The sequence below is a fragment of the Desulfovibrio porci genome (assembly GCF_009696265.1).
Lineage (GTDB): Bacteria > Desulfobacterota > Desulfovibrionia > Desulfovibrionales > Desulfovibrionaceae > Desulfovibrio > Desulfovibrio porci.
On sequence record NZ_VUMH01000002.1, the window covers coordinates 178,665 to 202,724 of the forward strand.

At 64.9% G+C, this 24,060-nt stretch carries 24 protein-coding genes; 14 read left to right on the top strand and 10 right to left on the bottom strand.

The features are described 5' to 3' along the window. The first annotated feature begins 40 nt into the window (after positions 1-40). The 8 genes from FYJ44_RS02750 (at position 41) to FYJ44_RS02785 (ending at position 7,813) form a co-directional block, all read left to right on the top strand. Complete coding sequence (locus tag FYJ44_RS02750; protein ID WP_154508935.1) at positions 41-850, top strand: iron-sulfur cluster-binding protein; 810 nt, start codon at positions 41-43, stop codon at positions 848-850. Positions 851-1,041: 191 nt separating this feature from the next. Beyond that, positions 1,042-1,968 (top strand): dihydroorotate dehydrogenase, encoded by a 927-nt coding sequence (locus FYJ44_RS02755; protein WP_154508937.1) that lies wholly within the window; start codon positions 1,042-1,044, stop codon positions 1,966-1,968. 6 nt (positions 1,969-1,974) lie between these two features. Further along, positions 1,975-3,105: a hypothetical protein gene (locus FYJ44_RS02760; protein ID WP_154508939.1), complete on the top strand. Its 1,131-nt coding sequence runs from the start codon at positions 1,975-1,977 to the stop codon at positions 3,103-3,105. Next, a complete protein-coding gene (locus FYJ44_RS02765) occupies positions 3,102-4,178 on the top strand; it encodes an NAD-dependent epimerase/dehydratase family protein (protein WP_154508941.1) in 1,077 nt (358 codons plus the stop codon). The genes FYJ44_RS02760 and FYJ44_RS02765 overlap by 4 nt, the downstream gene beginning before the upstream one ends. Further along, on the top strand, positions 4,175-6,169 hold the full coding sequence (locus FYJ44_RS02770) for an ABC-F family ATP-binding cassette domain-containing protein (protein WP_326833660.1): 1,995 nt from the start codon (positions 4,175-4,177) through the stop codon (positions 6,167-6,169). The genes FYJ44_RS02765 and FYJ44_RS02770 overlap by 4 nt, the downstream gene beginning before the upstream one ends. Positions 6,170-6,179: 10 nt before the next feature. Beyond that, positions 6,180-6,482 carry a hypothetical protein gene (locus FYJ44_RS02775; protein WP_154508943.1) on the top strand — a complete coding sequence of 101 codons (303 nt, stop codon included), beginning with the start codon at positions 6,180-6,182 and terminating at the stop codon, positions 6,480-6,482. Between the two features lie 36 nt (positions 6,483-6,518). Continuing rightward, on the top strand, positions 6,519-6,947 hold the full coding sequence (locus FYJ44_RS02780) for a (deoxy)nucleoside triphosphate pyrophosphohydrolase (protein WP_154508945.1): 429 nt from the start codon (positions 6,519-6,521) through the stop codon (positions 6,945-6,947). Between the two features lie 56 nt (positions 6,948-7,003). Next, positions 7,004-7,813: an invasion protein gene (locus FYJ44_RS02785; RefSeq protein ID WP_154508947.1), complete on the top strand. Its 810-nt coding sequence runs from the start codon at positions 7,004-7,006 to the stop codon at positions 7,811-7,813. A 14-nt stretch (positions 7,814-7,827) separates the two neighbouring features. Here the strand turns inward: FYJ44_RS02785 and thiF are convergent, their stop codons facing one another. The 6 genes from thiF to FYJ44_RS02815 form a co-directional block, all read right to left on the bottom strand. After that, entirely contained in the window at positions 7,828-8,436 is a 609-nt protein-coding gene (gene thiF, locus FYJ44_RS02790; protein ID WP_154508949.1) for a sulfur carrier protein ThiS adenylyltransferase ThiF, read from the bottom strand. Positions 8,437-8,466: 30 nt separating this feature from the next. After that, positions 8,467-9,687 (bottom strand): diaminopimelate decarboxylase family protein, encoded by a 1,221-nt coding sequence (locus FYJ44_RS02795; protein WP_154508951.1) that lies wholly within the window; start codon positions 9,685-9,687, stop codon positions 8,467-8,469. A gap of 61 nt (positions 9,688-9,748) precedes the next feature. After that, entirely contained in the window at positions 9,749-10,864 is a 1,116-nt protein-coding gene (gene thiH / locus FYJ44_RS02800) for a 2-iminoacetate synthase ThiH (protein WP_154508953.1), read from the bottom strand. Between the two features lie 24 nt (positions 10,865-10,888). Then, positions 10,889-11,659 (bottom strand): thiazole synthase, encoded by a 771-nt coding sequence (locus FYJ44_RS02805; protein WP_154508955.1) that lies wholly within the window; start codon positions 11,657-11,659, stop codon positions 10,889-10,891. Between the two features lie 169 nt (positions 11,660-11,828). Then, entirely contained in the window at positions 11,829-12,029 is a 201-nt protein-coding gene (gene thiS / locus FYJ44_RS02810; RefSeq protein WP_154508957.1) for a sulfur carrier protein ThiS, read from the bottom strand. Between the two features lie 296 nt (positions 12,030-12,325). Next, entirely contained in the window at positions 12,326-13,876 is a 1,551-nt protein-coding gene (locus tag FYJ44_RS02815) for a lipopolysaccharide biosynthesis protein (RefSeq protein WP_154508959.1), read from the bottom strand. Between the two features lie 191 nt (positions 13,877-14,067). On the opposite strand from FYJ44_RS02815, the gene FYJ44_RS02820 reads away from it, so the two are divergent. The 4 genes from FYJ44_RS02820 (at position 14,068) to ilvD (ending at position 17,266) form a co-directional block, all read left to right on the top strand. Beyond that, complete coding sequence (locus FYJ44_RS02820) at positions 14,068-14,541, top strand: MarR family winged helix-turn-helix transcriptional regulator (protein WP_154508961.1); 474 nt, start codon at positions 14,068-14,070, stop codon at positions 14,539-14,541. After that, on the top strand, positions 14,534-14,947 hold the full coding sequence (locus FYJ44_RS02825; RefSeq protein WP_154508963.1) for a pyridoxamine 5'-phosphate oxidase family protein: 414 nt from the start codon (positions 14,534-14,536) through the stop codon (positions 14,945-14,947). Before FYJ44_RS02820 ends, FYJ44_RS02825 begins: the two co-directional genes overlap by 8 nt. Positions 14,948-15,010: 63 nt before the next feature. Beyond that, positions 15,011-15,433, top strand: coding sequence for a YybH family protein (locus FYJ44_RS02830; protein ID WP_154508965.1), 423 nt, complete (start codon positions 15,011-15,013; stop codon positions 15,431-15,433). Between the two features lie 150 nt (positions 15,434-15,583). Further along, positions 15,584-17,266 (top strand): dihydroxy-acid dehydratase, encoded by a 1,683-nt coding sequence (gene ilvD / locus FYJ44_RS02835; protein WP_154508967.1) that lies wholly within the window; start codon positions 15,584-15,586, stop codon positions 17,264-17,266. Between the two features lie 89 nt (positions 17,267-17,355). Here ilvD and asnS read toward each other — a convergent pair whose 3' ends face one another. Further along, positions 17,356-18,720 carry an asparagine--tRNA ligase gene (asnS, locus tag FYJ44_RS02840; protein WP_154508969.1) on the bottom strand — a complete coding sequence of 455 codons (1,365 nt, stop codon included), beginning with the start codon at positions 18,718-18,720 and terminating at the stop codon, positions 17,356-17,358. A 312-nt stretch (positions 18,721-19,032) separates the two neighbouring features. Between asnS and FYJ44_RS02845 the strand changes: the two genes are divergently transcribed. Both FYJ44_RS02845 and FYJ44_RS02850 read left to right on the top strand, forming a co-directional pair. Continuing rightward, positions 19,033-19,518 carry a hypothetical protein gene (locus FYJ44_RS02845; RefSeq protein ID WP_154508971.1) on the top strand — a complete coding sequence of 162 codons (486 nt, stop codon included), beginning with the start codon at positions 19,033-19,035 and terminating at the stop codon, positions 19,516-19,518. Between the two features lie 148 nt (positions 19,519-19,666). Then, positions 19,667-20,845: an MFS transporter gene (locus FYJ44_RS02850; RefSeq protein ID WP_154508973.1), complete on the top strand. Its 1,179-nt coding sequence runs from the start codon at positions 19,667-19,669 to the stop codon at positions 20,843-20,845. 21 nt (positions 20,846-20,866) lie between these two features. On the opposite strand, the gene FYJ44_RS02855 is transcribed toward FYJ44_RS02850, so the two are convergent. The 3 genes from FYJ44_RS02855 to FYJ44_RS02865 all read right to left on the bottom strand — a co-directional run bounded on the left by FYJ44_RS02855 (position 20,867) and on the right by FYJ44_RS02865 (position 23,876). After that, positions 20,867-21,790, bottom strand: a complete 924-nt coding sequence (locus FYJ44_RS02855; protein ID WP_154508975.1) for a DNA polymerase III delta subunit-related protein — start codon at positions 21,788-21,790, stop codon at positions 20,867-20,869. 20 nt (positions 21,791-21,810) lie between these two features. Next, complete coding sequence (locus FYJ44_RS02860) at positions 21,811-23,088, bottom strand: adenylosuccinate synthase (protein WP_154508977.1); 1,278 nt, start codon at positions 23,086-23,088, stop codon at positions 21,811-21,813. A 395-nt stretch (positions 23,089-23,483) separates the two neighbouring features. Next, the gene (locus FYJ44_RS02865) at positions 23,484-23,876 is read right to left on the bottom strand and encodes a hypothetical protein (protein ID WP_154508979.1); all 393 of its coding nucleotides are present in this window, start codon (positions 23,874-23,876) and stop codon (positions 23,484-23,486) included. Positions 23,877-24,060 lie beyond the last annotated feature (184 nt).

Here is a 24,060-nt window from a genome sequence, read left to right on the forward strand (position 1 = left end):
TCGGTTGACCGCCTTGGCAAGTGGGTTTATACACCAGAACATGTCCCAACCGCGCTCTTCATTGCTTACGGTGCTGGATCTGGTGCCTTTCGGCCAGACCGGCCAGGAAAGCCGTTTCTTCGCCCTGCGTCTGACCCATCCCGAATGGGAGCAGTGGCGTCCCGGCCAGTTCGTCATGGTCCGGCCCACCTCGTTCGGCCTGGAAATTCCCTGGGCTCGCCCCTTGGGCATCTGCCACATGACCGCCCGTCACATGATCTGTTTTTTCCAGGTACAGGGCCGGGGCACCCGGCGCATGGCCGAGCTCAAGGCCGGCGACACGGTGCGGGTCTGGGGCCCGCTGGGCAACGGCTTCGCCGTGGAGCCGGACACGCCCACCCTGCTCCTGGCCGGGGGCATGGGCATCGTGCCCTTTGTGGGCTACGTCAACGAGCACCCCAAACCCTGGAACGTGACCATGCTTTTCGGCCACCGCGAGCCGCTCAGCTGCTACCCGGTGGACAGCATCAACGAGCATGTGCCCCTGGACAGTCTGCGCGAGCACACGCCCGGCGATCTGGACAATTTCATTTTTTCCCTGCAGGAGCGCATGCGCGAATACGCGGAGCAGAACGGCCTGGTGCTGGCCTGCGGGCCGCTGCCCTTTTTGCGTACCGTGCAGAAATTTGCCGGGGAGCTGGGCGTGCGCACCCAGCTTTCGCTGGAAAACCGTATGGGCTGCGGCGTGGGGGCCTGCTTGGGCTGCGTGGTCCGCACCACGGAGGCTTGGCCGGTGCCCGCCAAGCGCGGCGGCCTGATTCAGGTGTGCAATCAGGGGCCGGTGTTCTGGTCCCACCACATCGAACTGTAGGCGCGACTGCCTTTTGCCCGCTGGCTTTGTCAAACGTCGCTTTTTATTCCGGTTGAGTGCCATAAGAGTACACTCCCTCCATAAAAAGCCTGTTTTCCTTGCCAGCGAACATAATTCAGCCGCGCCGGGCGGATCGGGCGCGGCTGCTTTATTCCGTTGAACGAATGTTGATTACACCATCGGGAAACAGCATGGATCTTTCCGTCACCCTGAAAGGGCAAAGTCACGATCTCAAATTGAAAAACCCGGTGCTCACGGCATCGGGCACCTTCGGTTACGGCGTGGAGTTCGCGTCCTACGGCGATCTGGCGGCTCTGGGCGGCATTGTGGTCAAGGGCCTGTCGCTTCAGCCGCGCGAGGGCAATCCCTGTCCGCGCATTGTGGAGACCACGGCGGGCATGCTCAATGCCGTGGGCCTGCAGAACGACGGGGTGGAGGCCTTCTGCCGGGACAAGCTGCCCCGGCTGCCCTGGCGCGAAACGCCGGTCATTGTCAATATGTACGCCACATCTCCGGCGGAATTCGGGGAACTGGCCGCCCGTCTGGACGGCGAGGAGGGTGTGGCCGCGCTGGAGGTCAACGTCTCCTGCCCCAACGTCAGGGAGGGCGGCGTGCTCTTCGGCCAGGATCCCAGGCTGGCCGCCGCCGTCACCGCCGCCGTGCGCGAGCGCGCGCCGCACAAGCATGTGATGGTCAAGCTTTCGCCCAATGTCACGGATATCGCGCTCATGGCGCGCAGCGTGGAAGACGCGGGCGCGGACAGCATCTCCTGCATCAACACCCTGCTGGGCATGTCCGTGGACCTGCGCACGCGGCGTCCGTCCCTGGCCAATGTGGTGGGCGGCCTGTCCGGTCCGGCCATCAAGCCCGTGGCCCTGCGTTGCGTCTGGCAGGTGGCGCGGGCGGTGAAAATTCCTGTGGTGGGCATGGGCGGCATCGTCAGCGCCGAGGACGCGCTGGAATTCATTCTGGTGGGCGCCGCCGCCGTGCAGGTGGGCACGGCCAACTTCATGCGGCCGGACAGCGCCTTCGCCCTGGCGGCGGAACTGCCCGCGGCCTGCAAAAGGCTGGGCGCGCGTTCTCCGGCCGAGTTGCGCGGCGCGCTGCTTACGGATTAAGGACGCATGGCCGTCAGCATCATTCCGGTCCGTTCCGAACAGGATCTGACCACCTTCGTGGATCTGCCCTGGACCGTCTACGCGGACCAGCCCCTCTGGGTGCCGCCTATCAAAAGCCAGGACCGCGAACTGCTCACGCCAGGCGCGCATCCCTTCTGGGAGTCGGCCCGGCGCGAGCTTTTTCTGGCCCTGCGCGACGGACGGCCCGTGGGTCGCATTGCGGCCATTGTGGATGAAAAATACAATGCCTATGCTGGGGAAGCCTGCGGAGCCTTCGGTTTTTTTGAATGCCTGGACGATCCGGAGGCCGCCCACGCCCTGCTTGATGAAGCCCGGCACTGGCTGGCCGGACAGGGCATGCGTTTCATGCGCGGGCCGCTGAACCCTTCCGCCAATTACACCTGCGGCCTGCTGGTGGACGGCTTCGAGCTGCCGCCGGTGATCATGATGCCGTGGAATCCGCCCTATTACGCGGAACTGCTGGAGGGCTGGCATCTGCGCAAGGAGCAGGATCTCTTCGCCTATCTCATTGAACGCGAACGCCTCGCGCCGCCGGACTGGCTGCGGGAGGAAGTGGGCCGCCTCAAGGCCGAGGCCCGCTTCACCTGCCGTACCTCCGGCAAGGCTACACTGGCCGCCGACATCCGGATCATGCTGGACATCTACCGCGAATCCTGGGCCAAGAACTGGGGCTTTTCGCCCCTGTCCGACGGCGAGGCCGAACACCACGTCAAAGAGCTCAAAAGCGTGCTGGACCCGGAATTCTTCGTGCTCTTTTTTCATAACAACGAGCCCGCCGCCGGTATGGTGGCCCTGCCGGACATGAATCCTCTGCTCAAGCGCCTCAACGGCAAGCTGGGGCTGTCCGCGCTCTGGCACTGGTGGCAGGCGCGCGCGGAAATCCGGGGCGGCTACCGCATCATGCTGTTCGGCATCAAGGAGGAGTTCCGCCTGCTGGGCCTGCCTCTGCTGCTGCTGGACTTCATGCTGGAAAAAGCCCGCAGCAAGCCGGACTTCCAGTGGGTGGAGGGCTCCTGGGTGCTGGAGGACAATGTGGCCGTGGACGATCTTATTGAGGATTTTTCGGGCCGGATCACCAAGCGCTACCGCATTTACCGCCGGGAGATCGCCGTATGAGCGCACCCTCGGAGCAAGGTTTTTCCCACCTGAGCGGCAAAAAGGTGCTGGTTACCGGCGGCACGGGTTTTGTGGGCCGTCATCTCCTGCCGCGCCTGCTGGAAAGCGGCGCGCGCGTCACCTGCCTGACCCGCGCGGCCTCACGTACGGAACATCTGCCCGGCGACGTGGCTGTGGCGCGGGCTGACCTGGGCACCGGGCACGGCCTGGCTGCCGCTCTGGCCGGACAGGATGTGGTCATCCATATGGCGGCCCTGCTGTTCGGCCTGGGCTGGCAGGACTATCTGCGGGCCAACGCCCTGGCCGCGCGCGTCATCGTTAACGCTCTGGCCGAGGTGGATGCGGCCGGACAAGGCTCCGGCCAAGGCGGCCCGGCGCGCTTCGTGCTGGTGTCCAGCCTGGCGGCCAGCGGCCCGTCGGACTGCCCGCCCGGCGTGGCGGACGACGTGCTGCCCGCGCCGGTCTCCGCCTACGGCTGGTCCAAGCTGCTGGTGGAGCAGATTCTGGGCCGCGCCCTGGGGGACCGGCTGGTGACCCTGCGCCCGCCCATAATTTACGGCTCCGGCGACAGGGGCCTGCTGCCCGTGTTCAAGGGCGCGGCCAGGGGCTTTGCCGTGAGCCCCGGCGCGTTCCGGGAGTTTCCGGTTTCCGCCGTGCACGCGCGGGACATGGCCCAGGCCGTGCTGCTCTGCTGCGGGGCCGCCGCGCGCGGCGTGTACCACGTCAACGACGGCGGGCTGTACGACATGTCCCGCTTCTGCCGGGTCATGGGCGAGGCTCTGGGGCGCGGCAAATTGTGTGTGCTCCATCTGCCTCTGCCGCTGATGGCCGTCACGGCGGGGCTGGCCTCCTGCGGCGGTCTGCTGTGGGCGCGTCTGGCGCGCGGATTCACGGGCCGCACCCCGGCGCGCGCGCCCAACTGGAATCTGGACAAATACCGCGAGGCCCGGCAGACGGGCTGGCTCTGCGACGCGTCGCGCATCCGGCGCGAGCTGGGCTACGCGCCGCGGGTCAGCCTGGCCGAAGGCATGGCCGAGGCCGTGGAAGGCTACCGGCGCGAGGGCTGGCTGTGAAGATAACCATTCAGGAACTTTCCAAATCGTTCGGCGGCCGGGACATTTTCAGCAATTTTTCGCTGGAGGTGGATTCCGGCGTGCGCCTCTGCGTCTGCGGACCCAACGGCACGGGCAAATCCACCCTGCTGCGTCTGCTGGCCGGGGTGGAATCCCCGGACGGGGGCCGGGTGCTGCTGCCCAAGGGCTGCCGCCTGGGCTTTGTGGAGCAGGAACTGTCCGAGCAGGCTCTGGATACCCCCCTGCTGACTTTTGTGCTGGACGTGCTGCACGACTGGAACGACTTCTGGGCCGAGTGGGAGCAGGCCGCCGAATCCGGCGACGAAAGCCGGCTCACCGCGCTGATGCACCGCCAGAGCGAACTGGAGGCCATGTACGGCTACAATCCCGAGCACCGGGCCAAGGCCGTGCTGTCCGGGCTGGGTTTTTCCGAGGCCAAGTGGGGGCGCACCCTGCGCCAGCTCTCCGGCGGCTGGCGGGAACGGGCCAAGCTGGCCCGCGTGCTCACGGCCGGAGCCGACGTGCTCCTGCTAGACGAGCCCACCAACCATCTGGACATGGAAGCCGTGGAATGGCTGGAATCCTTTCTGCTGGACTTCAAGGGCGCGCTGGTTTTTGTGGCCCACGACCGCATGTTCATGGACAATGTGGGCACGCACGTGCTCTACTTGGGGCTGTCCCGGCCGGTGTTCCGCAAGGCCAACTACACCCAGTTCCTGGTTTTGCAGGAGGAGTACAACACCCAGCGCGAGCGCGAGGCCCGCGCCCTTCAGGACGAACTCAACCGCAAGATGGCCTTTGTGGAGCGCTTCCGGGCCAAGGCCACCAAGGCCCGCCAGGCCGGATCGCGCCAGAAGATGGCCAAGAAGCTGGAAAAAGAGCTGGAAGACTACCGGCCCGAACCCAAGCGCCGGGAGCTGGCGTTTTCCTGGCCCGAGGCTCCACACTCGGAAAAAATCGTGCTGGCCGCCGCCGATCTGGCCTTTCATTTTCCGGACGGCAAAAGCATGTGGCCGCCGCTGACCTTTACTCTCTACCGGGGCAGCCGCATCGCTCTGGTGGGGCATAACGGCTGCGGCAAGTCCACCCTGCTCAAGCTGCTGGCCGGGCAGTTGGAGCGTTGCGGCGGCAATCTTGTCACCGCTTCCCAGATGCGCCTGGGGTATTACACCCAGCACCAGATGGACACCCTGCGCCCGGATACCACGGTGCTGGGCGAAATCCGCCGCCTTTCGGACCCGCATACCACGGAAGAGGAGCTCATGAGCGTGCTGGGCCTCTTCCTGCTGGGGCAGGAGTACTTCGACCGCCAGGTCAGCGCCCTGTCCGGCGGCGAGAAAAGCCGTCTGGTCCTGGCCAGCCTGTTTCTGAAGCGCTGTAATTTTCTGTTGCTGGACGAACCCACCAACCATCTGGACCTGGAAAGCCGCGAGGCGCTGGTCGCGGCCCTGCAAAAATTCAGCGGCACCCTGCTGATGGTGGCCCACGACCGCTGGCTGCTCTCGCAGGTGGGGGCCGAAGCCTGGGAGCTGAACGAGCGCGGCCTCACGGTGCACGCCGGTTTCGCGGCCTATGACGCGGCGCGTCGGGCACGCCTCGCGGGAACGGAGGGCAAGGGTGGCGCGGCCCTGAGCGCGGCGGGCCTGCCGAAGTTCAAGGCCGAAACAATGGGGGAGGCCGCGCCTGTCCTGTCGCGCGAGGAGCAGAAGCGCCTCAAGCGCGAACAGGCCGAAAGGCGTAACGCCCTGCACAAGGAACTCAAGCCCCTGCAAAGCAAATACACAGCCCTGGAAGAGGAACTGGCCCGCGTGCTGGACGAACAGGGCGCGGTGGAAGCGCAACTGGCCGATCCCGAGGTGTACGCGGACCACAGCCGTTCCGGCGAATTGCTCAAACGTTTTGAGGAATGCAAGCGGCGCGGCGAGGACCTGCTGGAAGAAATGGCGGGCCTGGAAGAAAAAATAGCGACCATCAAAGCCGGGACTGAGTGAGCAGGATGTGATGGCCGACGACGAAATAGATGCTGCACAGGACAGAGAAAGCGCGCCTGCCGCGCAAACCTCGTGGGTGTGGCAACTGGCGGTCATGTCCATTATAGCCTATCCGTTTGCTTTTGTGGGGACAATGGAGAGCCTTCGTTGTGTGACGCCTTATGTGACGCCGTTGGCCTGGTTTATAGGGGGCATTCTCCTCGCATGGCGAGCCCGGTACATTAATCTTGCTTGTATGTTGATCGCTGAGGGCTTGTTTGGTTTGATTGCCCTCTGGTTTCTGGAGGGGTTTGCTAAAGGCTTTTTGCAGTAAGAGGCTGAAAAAATTTGCCTCGGACAAGGGCATATTATGACGGAAAAGAGCGACGGCCCGCAGCTCATTGAGGTGGCGGCGGGCATCATCTGGCGGGGCGGACGTTTTCTGGCCGCGCAGCGGCCCACGGACAAGCCCCTGGAAGGCTACTGGGAATTTCCCGGCGGCAAACTGGAAGCGCGCGAGACGCCGTCCGAGGCTCTGGCCCGCGAACTGGCCGAGGAGTTGGGCATCGGCGTGCGTGAATCCCGTTTCTGGCAGAGCCTGGAGCACAGCTACGCCGAGCGGGGCTTCCGGGTGCGCCTGCATTTTTTCCACGTCATGGCTTTCCGCGGCGAACCTTGCCCGGCGGAAGGCCAGAATCTGCGTTGGGTGACGCCCTCCGAGGCCCTGGAATTGGGCTTTCTGCCCGCCGACGCCAATGTGCTGGAACAATTGCGGGCAGAAGGGCCGGCGACGGCCTGAGAGCACGCGGACCGTCTTTTCGCAATCAGTGCAGCCGCCATTTGAAGGGAAACCGTATGGAGCGCGGGGTTCTTGCTCATTCACGGCGTTTGCGCGGCCTTGTTGCGGTCCTGCTGGTCCTGCTGGCGCAGACGGCGCTGCTGTGCGGCGCGGCCGACGCGGCCTCCAGATCGCCGCAATGCCGGGGCGCGGGTATGCCCGCCGACGCCCCGCTCTTTTATCTGGAGCTGATGTCCTATGACGACGCCGGGAAAGCGCGGGAGCTGGAAGACCTGAAGTACGCCGGGGAGCGGAAAGAAGTCGAGCCCGGCGAAGTGGCCCGGCTCGCGGCGGACATCCGCCGGGTGGGAAGGCCCGAGGCCCGCGTCGGTGCGGAGGAAGCTAAGGAACGCTGGGAAGAGCTGGAAATTATCACCGTTCTGCCTCTTGACCCGGAGCGGCTCGCGACGACGTATAAAAAAAGGGAAAACTGGCCCCGGCAGCAGCAACTGAAATCCACGTACAAGGGCGAAACCCGCAATGTCGTTCCCACGGATCTCAACCATGACGGCATCATGGATTTCATCCTCAACGAAGACCCGCATTTGGATCTGTGGGCTGCCCAGCTTTTTCTGGGTTGCGGGGATAATTTCTACACGCCGCTCGGCTTTTTCAGCGCGGGTTACAGTTCGGCTTCGGGTCCGGCGGTGAGGGTCGAACAACGCGGCATCGCCGGACGCTCTTGGGATGCTTTCCGCGTCATCGCTCCGGATTTGTCCGGGGGCAAAGGTTTCCGCGAGTCCGGCGAGCCGTGGGCGGAGCGGGTCATTGCATTTGACCCGGCCAGGGGCGTTTACCGCGAAATTTCCGCCAAACCTCTGCCCTGACCCGCCGCGCGGCCTTATTCGTCCATTCCCAGCACGAACTCCAGCACGGCGTCGGCCAGCAGGGCGGCGGCCTCGGTCACGCGCGGGGCCAGGGGCGGCGCCGTAAGGATGTCGGTGCTGAAATCCCCCACCAGGGTCAGACGGCCCAGGCGGCGTTTCTGCATGGCCGGACCGCCGTAGCCGCCCATGCCCGAGGCGCTGGCCACCATGCGGCCGTTCAGCAGGGCGTGTTCCACCAGCATGGTTTTGGCCTCGGCGTCGTCCAGGGCTTCTACCCAGATGGGGCAGGCGGGCAGGATGTCCGGCAGATTGGCCGGACTCAGGCGCAGGCGTCGCGCCTCCACCCGGATGTCCGGGTTCAGCTCGCGCAGCACCTCCGCCAGGGCTTCCACCTTGGGCCTGCCCAGATGGCGCGGCCAGTACTGCTGGCGGTTGAGGTTGGAGGGCTCCACCACGTCGTCGTCCAGCAGCAGCAGGTCCTCCACCCCGCAGCGCGCCAGCATGAGCGCCGCATTGGACCCCAGACCCCCGGCCCCGGCCAGCCCCACGCGCGCGGCGCGCAGTTTGTTCAGTTGTTCCGGCAAAAAGTAGCGGCTCAGGCCTTGGCGCAGACTGTTACCCATAGCATTTCCTTTGCGCTTCGCGGGCGGTTCTCAGCCCCACAGGATTTCCTTTACCCCCGGCCGGCCGGAAAAATCGTGCGGACTCAGCGCGGCGGCATACGCGCCCGCGTTTTCAAAGACCAGCACATTCCCCACGACGGCGTTTTCCAGAACGATGTCCCGGGCCACGGTATCCATGGCGGTGCACAGATTGCCGCAGACCGTGACGGTCCGGGCGGGCGCGGGCCGACCGAAGGCCTTGGGAGCCACCGTGCCGCGGCCGCTCCACAAGGGTTCGCAGGGGCCGTCGTAGGCCCGTTCGAGCGGCAGGGCGGCCAGCAGTCCGGCAATGGCTGGGCGCAGAAAATGGTTGAGCAGGCCCGCCGCGATGACGAACGTCTTGCCCCGCGAGCGCTTGACGTCAACAATCCGGGTGGCGAAGATGCCCGCCTTGCCCACCAGAAAACGGCCGCTTTCCATATAGCGGCGCACCGGGGCGTCGCCGTCGCGCGGAGGGGTCCGCAGCAGGCCCGCCAGATACCCGCGCAAGGCCGCAAGGTCCAGGGACGGCGCGTCTTCGACGTAGGGAATGCCCAGTCCGCCGCCGAAATTGACAAACTCGAGGGGCAGGCCCAGATCGCGGTTCCAGACGCGCGCCAAGCGCGCCGCGTGCTCGAAACACGCGCCCAGAGCTTCGGCGCTGAGCACCTGGCTGCGCACATGGATATGGATGCCCGCCGGACGCGCGTGCTTCAGGCCGCGCAAAAAATCCCCATACGCGGGCAGCTCTTCCTCATCTTCGCCGAACTTGTCGGGCAGGCCGGGACAGACGGCCGGGCAAAGCCCCGGACCATAGGCAATGGCCGGACTGACGCGCAAGCCGACCGGGCGGACTATGCCCCGTCCGGCGCAGAGGGCGTCGATGCGTCGCAGCTCGTTGTAGGAATCCGCGATGATCAGACAGTCATCCAGCGTTTCCGCCAGATCCTCATCGCTTTTGCCGGGGGCGGAAAACAGGATCTTATCCCTTGGAACGCCCAGAACCCGTGCCGCCAGCACTTCATTTCTTGAGGCCGCGTCAATGCCGATGCCGTCCGCCGTGATATGACGGCAGACGGCATCGTTGTGGTTGCACTTCATGGAATACAGGATGTCGAAGCCGCTGAAGACGTCTTTCAGCCGGGCGATCTGCCCGGAGATCACCCCCCTGGCATATATATACAGGGGAAATCCGTGTCGCTTCAGAAGCGCTTCCACATCCGGCATTGGCATTGGCGCGGTCCCGCGTGCAGAGCTGAAAAAACGCGCGTTCGCAAACGCGCCGTTGACGGCGTTACGCCGCCGGATCTTCCCAGTCCTTGATCACCGCCTGATAGCCGTTGCCCGCCAGAGCGTCGATCATCTCCGCAAGGCTGCGGTGGTCGGTGATTTCAAACTGGCCGGGATTGTGTTTGTCTTCCGTGGCCCTGCCGCCCACAGCCGTGGACACGCCCGCGGACACGCGGGTGACGCCCAGCGGCACCAGATGGTCGCGCATGAAGGCGCTTTCGCGGCTGGAGCAGGTGATGCCCGCGCGCGGCAGGAAGCAGCGCGTCGCCGTGACGTATTGCACCAGATGGCGGTCGTCCACCCCATGCTGCACGTCGAATTCGCCTTCATGCGGACAGATGCGCGGGATGGACACGCTCACGTCCACGCCGGGGAAGTTGCGTTGCAGCCACCAGGCGTGCAGGCCTGTGCAGAACGCGTCCTGCTCGAAGGATTCCAGACCCAGCAGCGCGCCCACGCCCAGAGAGCGCATGCCCGCGCGCGCCGCGCGTTCCGGCGCGTTGAGGCGGAAGCCGTAGTCGTGCTTGGGGCCCACGGGGTGCAGCCAGCCATAGAGTTCGGGATTGTAGGTCTCCTGAAACATGGTCATGGAGTCCACGCCCGCCTTGATCAGCAGGCTGTATTCGGCCTCGGTGAGCGAGTAGACCTCCACGCCCACGGAGGCGAAAAGCGGTTTGATCCGCCGCGCCACCGAGGCGATGTATTCCGGCGAGGACAGCTTGGGCGCGTCGCCGGTGAGCAGCAGAATATGCTGAAAGCCCATGTCCGCGATGGCCTTGGCCTCGGCGTAGGCCTCGTCCACACTGAGGTGGCGGCGGGGCTGCTTGTTCTTGGCGTTGAAGCCGCAGTAGCGGCACTGGTTGGTGCAGACGTCCGAAATGTACAGCGGGGTGAAGATGTTCACGGCCCGTCCGAAATAACGCAGGGTCAGGTCGTGCGCCTTGCGGGCCATGGCCTCGAGGTGTTCCCCGGCGGCGGGCGAGAGCAGGGTCAGAAAGTCGGCGGGTTGCAGCGTGTCCTTGTCCAGCACGGCCAGCACCTTGTCCGAAGTGGCCTCGGACGCGCCCTGAGCCCGGCGTTCAGCGGGCCAGGCCTGCAAAAATTCCTGGAAATTTTCCATCTGTGTGGTCCTTGTGAAAATGCTCTATCTCAAAAAACCCGTAAGCGGCGAGGAGGCTTCCGCGCCCGCGCCCCGCGCCCTGACCGTGCCCGCGCCCGCCAGCCAGGCGTTGCGCCCGGCCTCCACGGCGGCCTTGAAGGCTCCGGCCATGCGCACGGGATCGTCGGCGGAGGCGATGGCCGTGTTCACCAGGCAGGCCGCAGCGCCCATTTCCATGGCCTCGCAGGCCTGGGAGGGGCGGCCGATGCCCGCGTCCACCACCACGGGCAGGTTCAGTTCCTCAATGAGGATGGCGATCATTTCCTTGGTGCGCAGGCCCCGGTTGGTGCCGATGGGCGCTCCCAGCGGCATGACCGCGGCGGCTCCGGCCTCCACACAGGCGCGGGCCACATAGAGGTCGGGATTGATGTAAGGCAGGACGGTGAAGCCTTCCTTGACCAGCATTTCCGTGGCCTTGGCGGTTTCATAGCCGTCGGGCAGGAGGTGGCGGGTGTCGGAAATGACCTCGATTTTGACCCAGTCGCCGCAGCCCGCGGCGCGGGCCAGGCGGGCCAGACGCACGGCCTCGTCCGCCGTGCGCGCGCCCGAGGTGTTGGGCAGCAGGCGCATGGTTTTGGGAATGTGGGCCGTAATGCCCTGCTGGCCTTTTTCCACCCGGCGCATGGCCACGGTGATGACCTCCGCGCCGCAGGCTTCGGCCACGGCCGGGATTAGGCTGTCGGCACTGTATTTACCCGTGCCGATGAACAGACGGCTTTTGAGGGTCACGCCGCCGACCACAAAGGGATCATTCATCTATTTTCTCCGTCATGATATGTCTGAGCCGAAAAAAGAAAAAACCGACTTTAAAATTTTTTTCGCCGCTGAGAAAGGCAGGCGGCGCGCCGTGTGGAGTGGGGCCGCCTCTGCGGCCAAGACGCGTTGCGAAACCTGACGCGGCCGACGGAAAAAGGGGAAGGCCGGGTTAGCCGCCGCCCACAAACTGCACGATTTCAAGCCTGTCTCCGTCACGCAGCCGCGTGCCCGCGAACGCGGCGGCGGAGACGATGTTCCCGTTGTGCTCCACCACCACGGTTTTGGGGTCATGCCCGCGCGTTTGCAGCAGGTCCGCCACGCTGGCGGCCTCGGCGCAGGTTTCGGTTTCGCCGTTGACGATCACATCCATGTCCAACCCTCCGGAAAACAAAAAAGCCCGCAAACCGGAATGTCTGCGGGCGAGCGCGAACCTGCGGCGGCAGGTCGGCCAGCTTCCCTTCGTCAGCACTATCTGCGTCAGGTGCAGAGCCGCGCGCATGCGCGGTTCTAGGGGTCAGGGCGCGAACACCCTTTCTCAGCCATAATGGGCTCCCCCAGCCGGTAGAAAAAACGATAGTCCCGGCGCGGCAAGAATGCAAGCAGTCTTATGACGGACTGATGACAAACCCGCGCTTCGCGGCGATTGTGCCGACGTTGTCGGCAGCCCTACGGCGCTGTCCGGCGGGATTTCTTCAGGCGGATGAACAGCTCGCGCAGTTCCCGGCGGGAGAGCCCCAGCATCTGGGGCACGGCCAGGCAGAGGACGAGGCAGAGCAGGCTGTACAGCACGCCGGAGATGAAGAAGCGCCCGAAGGAATCCAGGTCGCCGAAGCCCAGATCAATGGTCAGCTGGCGGCAGGCGAAGGCCAGCAGGGCCAGAGCCGCCAGACTCCAGATCTGATGGGCGAGATTGCGCCGGAAATTCAGGGGAATGAAACGCGAGGCCAGCCAGAGGTAGAGATTCACGGTCAGGCACTGCACGCAGACGGTTTTCAGGGCCAGACCCACGGCCCCCAGGTTGAGGCCCAGCAGCTCCGGCGGGGCCAGCAGAAACCAGGCCGTGGCGAAGCCGTAGACGCATTCCAGGGCCGCGATGTTGCGCAGCACGCGGGTGCGGCCCGTGGCGTGAAAGACCGATCCGGCCAGCTGGCCGTAGGCCTGATGCAGGGGGTAGAGGGCCATGATCTGCACGGGCAGGATGGCCGCCGTAAATTCCGCGCCGCCGAAGATATTCACCAGGGCCGGGCCTTCGGCCAGGGTAAAGCAGGAAAAATAGGCCGCCACCACATAGAGCAGGGGCGCGAAGCGGGTCAGCAGGCGGGCCATGGCCTCGCGGTCTTTCTGGCCCCAGGCGATGGAAAGCTCGCGCATGACCAGGGGCGTCATGGCCGAGACAAAGAGAAAGCAGGCCATGCTGACTTTCTGGGACAGGGCGAAGAAACCCTGCTCCGCGCTGCCGTCAAACCACTGCAGCAGCCAGCGTTCGGCGGCGAGCAGCAGAAAGGAGAGCAGGGCCTGGACGAAAAGAGGGTGGCTGTAGTCGAAAAATTCGCGGCAGTAGGCGCGGTTGCGCGCCTTGTCCGGGCGAAAATGCACCCGCACGTCCAGCTGCCGCCAGTGGCGGCGCGTAACCAGCCAGTAGCCCAGGGCCGTGGCCCCGAGCATCAGGTATTGCTGGGCGAAGAGGCTGTGGATGTTCAGCCAGTCGCCCCAGAACAGCGCGCCCAGCAGGACCACGGCCAGCAGGGAAACCACGGTGCGCACCATTTCCGAGGACACGGTGGCTCCCACGGCGTCGTTCATGGAACGCAGCACACGGCCCCACCAGGTCAGGAAGGCCCAGAGCGCGGCCAGGGGCGCCAGCCAGAGCGGCACGTCGGGCATCAGCACTTCGCCCACCGGCGGAATCAGCATGCAGAGCGCGGCCAGCAGGCTGATCAGGGCCACCAGCAGGCTGACGCGCAGGTAAAAGCCCACCAGTCCGGTTTCGTTCTGGCGGCGGGACAGGGCGTTGTAAAAGCAGGTGGAGGTGCCCATGTCCAGAAAACCGGAAAGTTGCTGAAAAAGATTGGTGGCAAAGCTGTAATTGCCGTACATTCGCGGGCCCAGAGCGCGCGGCAGGATAGCCTCCATGGCCAGGTACACCGGCACGGAGGCCACATTGGCCAGCAGCTTGAACGCATAACGGCGGGCCAGAGTGGGCGTGGAGCTTTGCATGCGGGCAATCTACACATTTTCTCGAAAAGCCTAAAGGGCTTTTTGCGGCGAACGCCGCCCGCTCGCGGCGGAAGACTGGCCGGAACACAACGTTTTTTATCGCCGGAGAAAAACCTTGACACTAGTTCGTGGGCGAACTAATTTGGCCCTGTAAATTAGTTCTGCGCAGAACAAATTGGAGTGAAAGCAGCATGGAACACAGTACCGACGCCATCATTGCCCTGACCGCCGCCGTGCGCGAGCAGGCCAACGCCTTTCTGCTCAAGGCCCTGGCCGGACGCGGCGTCACGGACCTGCTGCCCGCGCACGGCGCGGTGCTGCACGCCCTGTTCACGCATGGCCCGCTGAGTATGGGCGCGTTGGCAACGGCCATCGACAGGCGCAAGAATACGGTCACCGGCCTGATCAACACGCTGGAGGAACGTGGGTATTGCCGCCGGGAAGCTGATCCGCGCGACGCGCGGGTGCAGCGCATCGCGCTTACCGCCAGGGGCGAAAGCCTACGCGGCCTGCAGGAGGAGATCTCCGCTGACATGCTGCGCACGGCCTGGGACGGCATGAGCCGGGAGGAAAAAGAGGCCTGCGTCAACGGTCTTTGCAAGGTGCTGGAAAATCTGAAACGGGACGAAACGTCGCCCCCGTCGCAAGGAGAACGTCATGAGTAAGGAATTGCGGGAAATCACGCAGATTCTGTCTGAAGCGCCCATGTGCTTTATCGCTACCGTGGAGGGCGCGCAGCCCAGAGTGCGCGCCTTTCAGTACCAGTTTGAGCAGGACGGCAAGCTCTGGTTCTGCACGGCCAGGGACAAGGATGTCTTCAAGCAGATGCAGGCCAATCCGGCCGTGGAAATCTGCGCCGTAAAGCCGGACATGACCTGGCTGCGCCTGACGGGCAAAATGACGCTGGCGGACGACAGGGCCGTGAAGGAGCGCGTTCTGGACACCCAGCCGCTGATCAAGGGCATTTACGGCAGCGCGGACAATCCGGTGTTCACTTCCATTTGTCTTGAGCACGGCGAGTATGTGATCGCCGACTTTTCCGGCAATCCGCCCCGCAAGGGAACATTCTAACAGCAACCGTCGCGCGGTCCCGGCATCAGCGCCGGAGCCGCGCGCGAATCCGGAGGGAACGCCATGAGCCATCAGGACAATGCCGGGCAGGAACTGCGCGAGAAAATCGAAATGTACCGCAATTCCATCATCCACGCGGACAAGCCGGAACTGGCGGCACAGGTCTGGGCCGTCGCGCCGGAGACCTCCTTTATCCATCCGCGCGGACATGAGCGCGGCTGGGACGAGATCAGGGAGAATTTTTACCGGAATACCATGGCCAAAAGGTTTTCCACGCGCGACCTCCGGCTCACGGGCGAGCCGGTCATCCATGTTTACGGCGACGCGGCGGTGGCGGAATTTGACTGGGAATTCACGGCGACGCTGCGGGAAGGCGGCGCGGAGCGGCGCACCAGCGGCCGCGAAAGCCAGGTTTATGTCCGGCGGCCCGGTCAGGGCTTGCGGCTTGTGCACGTGCATTATTCCGGCCCGGCGGCCACGGCCTGAGGCTTGACTCCCGGTTGCAGCGCCCGTGGCCCTGCCCTCACCGCGCCGCGCGTGTTTACGGGCGCGGACTTTTGCCGTATGACAGGACCGTTGCCCGTTGCGCCGTGATTGCGCCGGGTCGTGAGTTCTTTACCTCAAAGGATTGCCGCCATGGATGATGCACGCAGCAAAAAGATGAAGAGCGGGCTGGAAAAAGCCCCGCACCGTTCCCTGCTCTACGCCCTGGGCCTGACCAGGGAGGAAATGGAGCGCCCCCTGGTGGGCGTGGTCAACGCCGCCAGCGAGGTGGTGCCCGGCCACATGCATTTGGACTCTCTGGCCTCGGCCGTCAAGGCCGGGGTGCGCATGGCCGGCGGCACGCCCCTGGAGTTCCCGGCCATCGCCGTGTGCGACGGCATCGCCATGAACCACGAGGGCATGCGTTTTTCCCTGCCGTCGCGCGAATTCATCGCGGATTCCATTGAAATCATGGCCCGGGGCCACGCCTTTGACGCTCTGGTCTTCATCCCCAACTGCGATAAATGCGTGCCCGGCATGCTCATGGCCATGATGCGCCTGAACCTGCCTTCGGTGCTGGTTTCCGGCGGGCCCATGCTGCCCGGCAATCTCGGGCCGCACACGCGCGGCGACCTGATTACGGTTTTTGAGGCCGTGGGTCGGGTGCGCAGCGGCACTCTGAGCGAGGACGAACTGGAACGCATGGCCGAGCGGGCCTGTCCCGGCTGCGGAGCCTGCGCGGGCATGTTCACGGCCAATTCCATGAACTGCCTGGCCGAAACCATCGGCGTGGCCCTGCCCGGCAACGGCACCATTCCGGCGGTGAGCGCGGCCCGCGTGCGCCTGGCCAAGACCGCGGGCATGCGGGTCATGGATCTGTTCAAGAACAACATCCGCCCCCTGGACATTGTCACGCCCGAATCCGTGGCCAATGCCGTGGCCGTGGACATGGCCCTGGGCTGCTCCACCAATACGGTGCTGCATCTGCCCGCCGTGTTCGGCGAGGCGGGTCTGGATATGGGCCTGGAAGTTTTCGATGAGGTCAGCCGCAAAAGCCCCAACCTCTGCAAGCTTTCCCCGGCGGGCAAGCATTTCATGGTCGATCTGGACAATGCCGGGGGCATCCCGGCGGTGATGAGCGAACTGGACAAGCTGGGCCTGATCCACAAGGACTGCCTGACCGTCACCGGCAAAACCGTGGGCGAAAACCTCAAGGCGCTCAATGCCCATATTGAGGATCCGGACGTGATCCATCCCATCGGGCAGGCCTATTCCAAACAGGGCGGCATCGCCATCCTGCGCGGCAGCCTTGCGCCGGGCGGCGCGGTGGTCAAGCAGTCCGCCGTGGCCCCGGAAATGATGCGCCGCGACGTGCGCGCCAGGGTTTTTGAATCCGAAGAGGACGCCATGCACGCCATTCTGGACGGCAAGATCCAGCCCGGCGACGGCGTGGTGATCCGCTACGAAGGCCCGCGCGGCGGGCCGGGCATGCGCGAAATGCTTTCGCCCACAGCGGCCATCACCGGCATGGGCCTGGGCAAGGACGTGGCCCTGCTCACGGACGGCCGCTTCTCCGGCGGCACCAACGGCGCGGCCATCGGCCATATTTCGCCGGAAGCCGCCGACGGCGGGGTGATCGCCCTGGTGCGCGAGGGCGACATGATCCATATCGACATTCCGGGACGCAAGCTGGATCTGCTGGTGGACGAGGCGGAACTGGAAAAGCGCCGGGCCGAACTGGTCCGGCCCAGGAAGGACTGCCCTTACCCGGTGCTGCGGCGTTACGCTTATCTGGTCAGCTCGGCGGCCAACGGCGGCCGCTACAAGGATATCTGATCCGGCCCGGCCGGAATACCACGGAACATAAAAAACCCGCCCGCCTTGTGTGCATCCACAAGGCGGGCGGTTGTGATTGAGGGCTGCGCCTAAAACTCCAGATTGCCCGGCGTGCGCGGGAAGGGAATCACGTCGCGGATGTTGGTGATGCCCGTGAGCAGCATCAGCAGGCGCTCGAAGCCCAGGCCGAAGCCCGCGTGCGGCACGCTGCCGAAGCGCCGCAAATCCAGATACCACCAGTAGTCCTCGGGCTTCTGCCCCAGTTCGCGGATGCGGGCCTCCAGGCGGTCCAGGCGTTCCTCGCGCTGGGAGCCGCCGATGAGTTCGCCGATGCGCGGCACCAGCATGTCCATGGCCGCCACGGTCTCGTTGTCGTCGTTGAGACGCATGTAGAACGCTTTGATTTCCTTGGGATAATCATAGACGATGACCGGCCGCTGAAAGTGCTCCTCGGCCAGATAGCGCTCGTGCTCGGTTTGCAGGTCCACGCCGAAGGTCACGGGAAAGGCGAATTCCTTGTCGCTGTCCTCCAGAATATGGATGGCCTCGGCATAGGGCACGCGGGCGAAGGGCTGGCGCAGCATGCCGTGCAGGCGCTCCAGCAGGCCCTTGTCCACGAAATTGTCAAAGAGCTTCACGTCCGCCTCGCAGTGGGACAGCACGTGCTCGATGACGTGGCGGGTAAGGCTTTCGCCCAGTTCCATGAGGTCCGTGAGGTCCGCGAAGGCCATTTCCGGCTCGATCATCCAGAATTCGGCGGCATGGCGCGGGGTATTGGAGTTTTCGGCCCGGAAGGTGGGGCCGAAGGTGTAGACCCGCCCCAGGCCCAGGGCCAGCGCCTCGGCCTCCAGCTGGCCGGACACGGTGAGATTGCAGGGACGGTTGAAAAAGTCGCCGTCCGTGTTTTTTTCGCCCGGCGCAAGGGTGGTGACGCGGAACATCTCGCCCGCGCCCTCGCAGTCCGAACCGGTGAGCACGGGCGTGTGCACCCAGGCGAAACGCCGCCCGTGGAAAAAGTCATGCACCGCGCGCCCGGCCTCGGAACGGATGCGGAAGGCCGCCCCGTATTTGTTGGTGCGCGCGCGCAAATGGGCGATGCCGCGCAGGAATTCGTCGGTATGGCGTTTTTTCTGCAAGGGAAAGCTTTCCGGATCGGCCAGGCCGAAGACCGTGACGCCTTTGGCCCGCACTTCCCATTTCTGGCCCTTGCCCGGCGAGGCCACCAGTTCGCCGCTTACGGCCAGGGCCGCGCCGGTATTGGCTTCGCCCAGAGCCGCGTGGGCCTCGGTGCCCTCGTCCACAATGCACTGCATGTTGGCGAGGCAGGAGCCGTCGTTGATCTCCACAAAGGAAAAGCCCTTGGCGTCGCGGCGGGTGCGCACCCAGCCGCAGAGGGTGATGTCGTTCCGCGCCTTTTCGGCGTTGAGGGCGTCAATGATGAGTGTGCGCTGCATGGGATTGCTCCTTGCGGATGGATTTCGCTCGGGAAGAATTGGCGCAGTGTAGCCTTTCCGCGCGCGCGGCTCAAGAGTGAGGAGGGCGCGCCCGGCGCAGATTTTACGGGGATATGCCGCCGGGCTGCGGTTCTGTGCGTCCTCTGCGCGTTCTGCGGATACGTCTTCCTGGGGAAGCCCCCCTTTCCACCCCTTGGCCTTTTTCTAAAGATTGTGTAGACTCTTCACAGACAGACGCGCTCCGCACGTTTTGCTCCGGGTTTTCCGGCACGGCGGGCTGACCATAGTTTTGTTTCTCCGAGGGAAAAATACATGAAAAACATTTTCCGCATTCTGGCTGTTGTCTGCGTTCTGGCTCTGGCGGGCAATTCCATGGCCGCCACCGCCGCCGCGCCGCAGGCGGGCAAACCCGTACAGGACAAGCCGGAAAAGGGCGCGGACCGCGTTTCCGTGGTCAGCGTGCAGCTTGAGGGCACGGACAGCATTGGCGCGCGCCTGGGCACCAGGCTCAAGGAACGCTTCAATCAGAGCAATCTGTTCACGCTCAATGACGACGAAGAAAAGGATATGCCCAAGCTGCGGCTGCTGGTGAGCACCGCCCCGGAATTTCCGGGCCGTCCTGGCGTGGGCTCGGTGTACGGCGTGTGCTGGGTGTTCAGTCAGGGCAAGGGCTATCTCGGCTACCTGCTGGCCAGGGAAGTGGGCACGGTCAATTACGACGATCTGGACGCCCTGGTGGACAGGCTGGTGGAGCGCACCGACGGCATAGCGGCCAAATACGGCAACTTATGGAAATAGCGCCCCGCGCGGGCGCTGCCGACAATTTTTCCGGAAAACCTGCATGACAAAAAAGCTCCCCTTGTGGCGGGGGGCTTTTTTGTCTGTTTTGCGCGGCATGCCTTGGACCCGTTGCGGCGCGAGGCGACGCGCGAGAGGAGTCCCCCGTATGTCCAGGCGCGTCTTCGCCTGGGGCAACCGCCGATTGATCGCCTATCTGGCCTTTTTAAGCGCCTTCGCCCCGCTTTCCACGGACATGTATCTGCCAGCCCTGCCGCATATGGCCGAGGCCCTGGACACTTCCTACAGTCTGGCCGGCCTTACGGTGAGCAGTTTTATGCTGCTCTTCGCCCTGTCCATGCTGGTCTGGGGTCCGCTCAGCGACAAATACGGCCGCAGGCCCGTCCTGCTGACCGGCAGCGCGCTTTACGTCCTGTCCAGCGTCTGCATCGCCCTGGCCGCTTCCATCGGCCCGTTGCTGTTCTGGCGCGGCCTTCAGGCCGTGGGCAGCGGCGCGGTCAGCGCCATGTCTCTGGCCGTGGTCAAGGACATTCTGCGCGGCAAGGCCATGGAAAAGGTCGTCACCTGGATTCAGACCGTGACCATCCTGGCTCCCATGCTGGCTCCGGTGGCGGGCGGCGGCCTGTTGCTGTTCACCGACTGGCGGGGCATTTTCTGGTGTCTGGCCGCGTGCGGCCTGCTGGCCCTGGCCGGCGGCCTGGCCCTGCGGGAAACTCGCGCCGTTGCCACACAGGGTTCGGTCTTCCGCGCCCTGGGGCGGATTTTCGTGGTCTTGCGCACGCCGGGTTTCGGCGCGCCGCTCCTGCTCTTTTCCGCCATGAGCATGCCTTTCATGGCCTATCTGGCGGTTTCGTCCTATGTCTTTCAGAGCCGGTTCGGCCTGTCCGCGCAGGAGTACAGCTGGTTTTTCGCCTTCAACGCGGGCATGAGCCTGCTGGGCCCCCTGCTGCACATGCGGCTTTTCCGGCACTGGCGGCGGGACGCGGTCATTGCCGCCCATCTGCTGCTGGTCTGTCTGGCCGGAGGCCTGCTGTTGCTCTTCGGCGACAGCGGACCGTGGCGTTTCGCCTTGCTGTATGTGCCCATAAGCTTCTGCGGCAGCGCCATCCGGCCGCCTTCCACGGTTCTGCTGATGAATTGCGTGCGGGGGGACAACGGCGCGGTGACCTCGCTCATCAACAGCGGGGCTTTGCTTTGCGGCAGCTTTTCCATGCTGCTCTGCTCCCTGCCGTTCTGGGACGGAGCGGTAACGGCGGCGGGCGCCATTTCCTGCCTGACGGCCGGGGCGGCTTTGCTGGGCTGGCTCAGACTGACGCGCGGGGCGTGAGCGGTTCGGGCATGAAATGCGTCAATGACTCTGCGACGGCTTGCCCGCAACGTCCTGACGCAGCACGAAAAGCCGCGCGGTCAGGGCCTCCAGCACACGGGCGGGCGTGACGCCGTACTGGAGCATGTCCTGCGCTTCGGCCAGCCAGCGGCAGCACACGGCCCGGCCGCGCGCGTCCAGAGCGGCCAGGCTGATGTCCAGCGGGCTTTCGGCCTCGTCGGCCAGCACGCGGCTCAGGGATTTCTGGCAGGCCAGCAGCAGGCGTCCCGCCAGGGCTGGGTCCATGGCTCCCCGTGCGGAAACCTTGTCCAGAAAACCCTGTCCGTCGCGCAGAAAGGCGGCCAGCAGCTCTTCCCAAGGGGCCAGGGCCGCGTCGCGCGCCCGGCTGTCCGGCCAGGGCAGGGTCAGGCAGAACGAGCGCGACACCAGAGTGGGCAGAAGCTGTTCCCGTTGCGGAGCCAGAAGTACGAAAACCGTGGTGGGCGAGGGTTCTTCCAGGGCTTTGAGCAGGGCGTTGGCCGCTTCGTCGCGGTTCAGGTTCAAGCCCATGAGCAGCACCACCCGGCGGCCCTGGCCGTGCGGCGCGTCGCGCAGTCGGCTTTTCAGCTCACGCACCCGCTGCATGTTGAAGGAGCGCACCAGACCGGGATTTTCCTCATCCTCGCGGTTGCTGATGCGCCCGTCATAGGCGGCCAGATCCAGATACTCGCCCGAGGCGATCTGGAGGCAGACCGGGCAGGCCAGACAGGGCGCGCCGTCTTCCCGGCTTGCGGCCTGGGGGCAGTTGCAGCGCGCGGCCCAGTAACGGGCCAGATCCAGGCGCTGTTCCTCGCTGCCGCCTTCCAGCAGCAGCACCTGAGGCGGCGCGCCGCCCAACCGGTTCAGCACGGCCTTGAGCCGGTCGAAGGCCGGATCGGCCACGGCGGGAAGCAGGGTTGCGTTCATGGCTGCCGCCTGGCGCGGGTTCAGCGCACGATGGTCTGGCGGCGGTCCGCGCCCACCGAAATCATGGAGACCTTCACACCGGTGAGTTCCTCAATGCGGCGGATGTAGCCCCGCACCGTGTCCGGCAGTTCCTCGAAAGAGGCGCATTCGGAAATGTCGTCCTCAAAGCCGGGCAGTTCTTCGTAAACGGGCGTCACCTTGCCCAGCGCGCCTTCCTCCTGCGGCAGATATTCCAGCCGGTGGCCTTCGTATTCGTAGGCCACGCAGATTTGCAGCGCCGGAAGGTTCTGGAGCACGTCCAGCTTGGTCAGGGCAATGTCCGTGAGGCCGTTGAGGCGCACGGTTTCGCGCAGCACTACGGCGTCCAGCCAGCCGCAGCGGCGGGGACGGCCCGTGGTGGCCCCGAACTCATGGCCCTTGGTGCGCAGATAACTGCCCGTGTCGTCCAGCAGTTCGGTGGGGAAGGGGCCGGAACCCACGCGTGTGGTGTAGGCCTTGACGATGCCCACAATGCGGTTCAGGGCCGTGGGCGCCACGCCGCTGCCCGCCGCCGCGTTGCCCGCCACGGTATTGGAGGAGGTCACAAAGGGATAGGTGCCGTGGTCGATGTCCAGGTGGATGCCTTGCGCGCCCTCGAAGAGCACGTCCTGATCCGCCAGCATGGCCTCGTGGATGCGGGCGTCCACGTCCGTAAGATAGGGCAGCAGGCGCGGCGCCAGGCCCAGCAGTTCGTCGCAGACCGCCGCCTCGTCCAGGGGGTCGAATTTGTAGAGATCGCGCAGCAGGACGTTCTTTTCCAGCAGGGCGTGGCGCACCTTTTCGCGCACCAGACCGGGATCGGCGAGATCCCCGGCGCGCAGGCCCACGCGGGCGGCCTTGTCTTCATAGCAGGGGCCGATGCCCCGGCCCGTGGTGCCGATCTTGTGCCCGGCGCGCTTGACTTCGCGGGCTTTGTCCAGGCTTTTGTGGTAGGGCATGATCAGATGGGTTTTCTTGCTGATGCCCAAACGCGCGGGGGACACGTCAATGCCGCGGGCCGCCAGGTGATCCGCCTCGCTGAGAAAGACCGCCGGGTCCAGCACCACGCCGTTGCCGATCAGGCAGGTTTTGCCGTCGTGCAGAATGCCGGAAGGGATGAGGTGCAGGATGGTTTCCTCGCCCTTGACCTTGATGGTGTGTCCGGCGTTATTGCCGCCCTGAAAGCGGACAATGACCTGGCTTTGGGCGCTGAGCATGTCCACAATCTTGCCCTTGCCCTCGTCGCCCCACTGCGCGCCGATGATGACCGTATTCGCCATGGTTTCACCTGCCTGGAAGTCCGCTCGCGGCGGTCTGGTTGTACTGATTTTCGGACAAATCAGTAAGCATCGGCCCCAAGGCCGATGCGCCGCCATTGGCGGCGTCAGTGAGCGGAAAACCGTTTTGTTCCACTCACGGGCCCGGATCGATAACGTATAAATAATCCGTAGTTCAGTAAGATGCGGGCTCACGCGCGGGAAGGGCGCATCCGCCTTGAAACAGCCGGACCGCCCGCGAAAGCGCCGCCCAAGGGCGGCACGGCACGCAAAGCCGTAATGATACCTATCCCGGATGGCAAGGCAAGTCAAATACCGGCGGCGCAGGGACGCCGTTTCCGGGAAAGGCGGACAAGAGAGGGGAAAAGCCGCTGGAGCGATTTCAACGTGAAATTGCCCTAGTCGTCCTGCTTTGTTGCATCGGCATCGCCGTCGGCCACGGCGGGGCGGAAGGCCAAAACCCGGCAGCGCCGCGCGTTTTCTTCGTGCCGGTCGCTCTGGTTGGCGGCCGGAACGTCCGCGAGCTCCAGTTCGAAATCCGGCGCCAGGCCTTCCGTCGCTCCGGCCGGGTCCTGCGCGTCAGGACGGCTCTGCCGCGACCAGTAGTAGTTGAACAACTGGTTCTTCCAGCGTTTGGCCTGAATCAGCGAAAAGATCAGGGCCGCTTCCTCCCAGCGTTTGGTGGGTTCGAAGCGGCTGGCCGCCGTGGCGTATTTGCTCCACAGCGACATGAGCGAGGCTTCGTCGATGGCGTCCAGTTGTTGTGCCAGCCGGGCGAGCAGTTTTTCCATGTGACCTCCAGGGCAGCGTGGTGAGAGTGCCGGATCGACGCCATGGCCGTCCGCTCTCGCGGGATCCACAGCCAGTTTCCCGTCGGGCTGTTTGTATGTTGTTGCGTCGGCTTCGTCAACGCGGGAGCGGCGGGCGGGGCCGGGCGGGTCTGGCCCCGGCGGGCGTTTTGTGCTATGCAGGCTC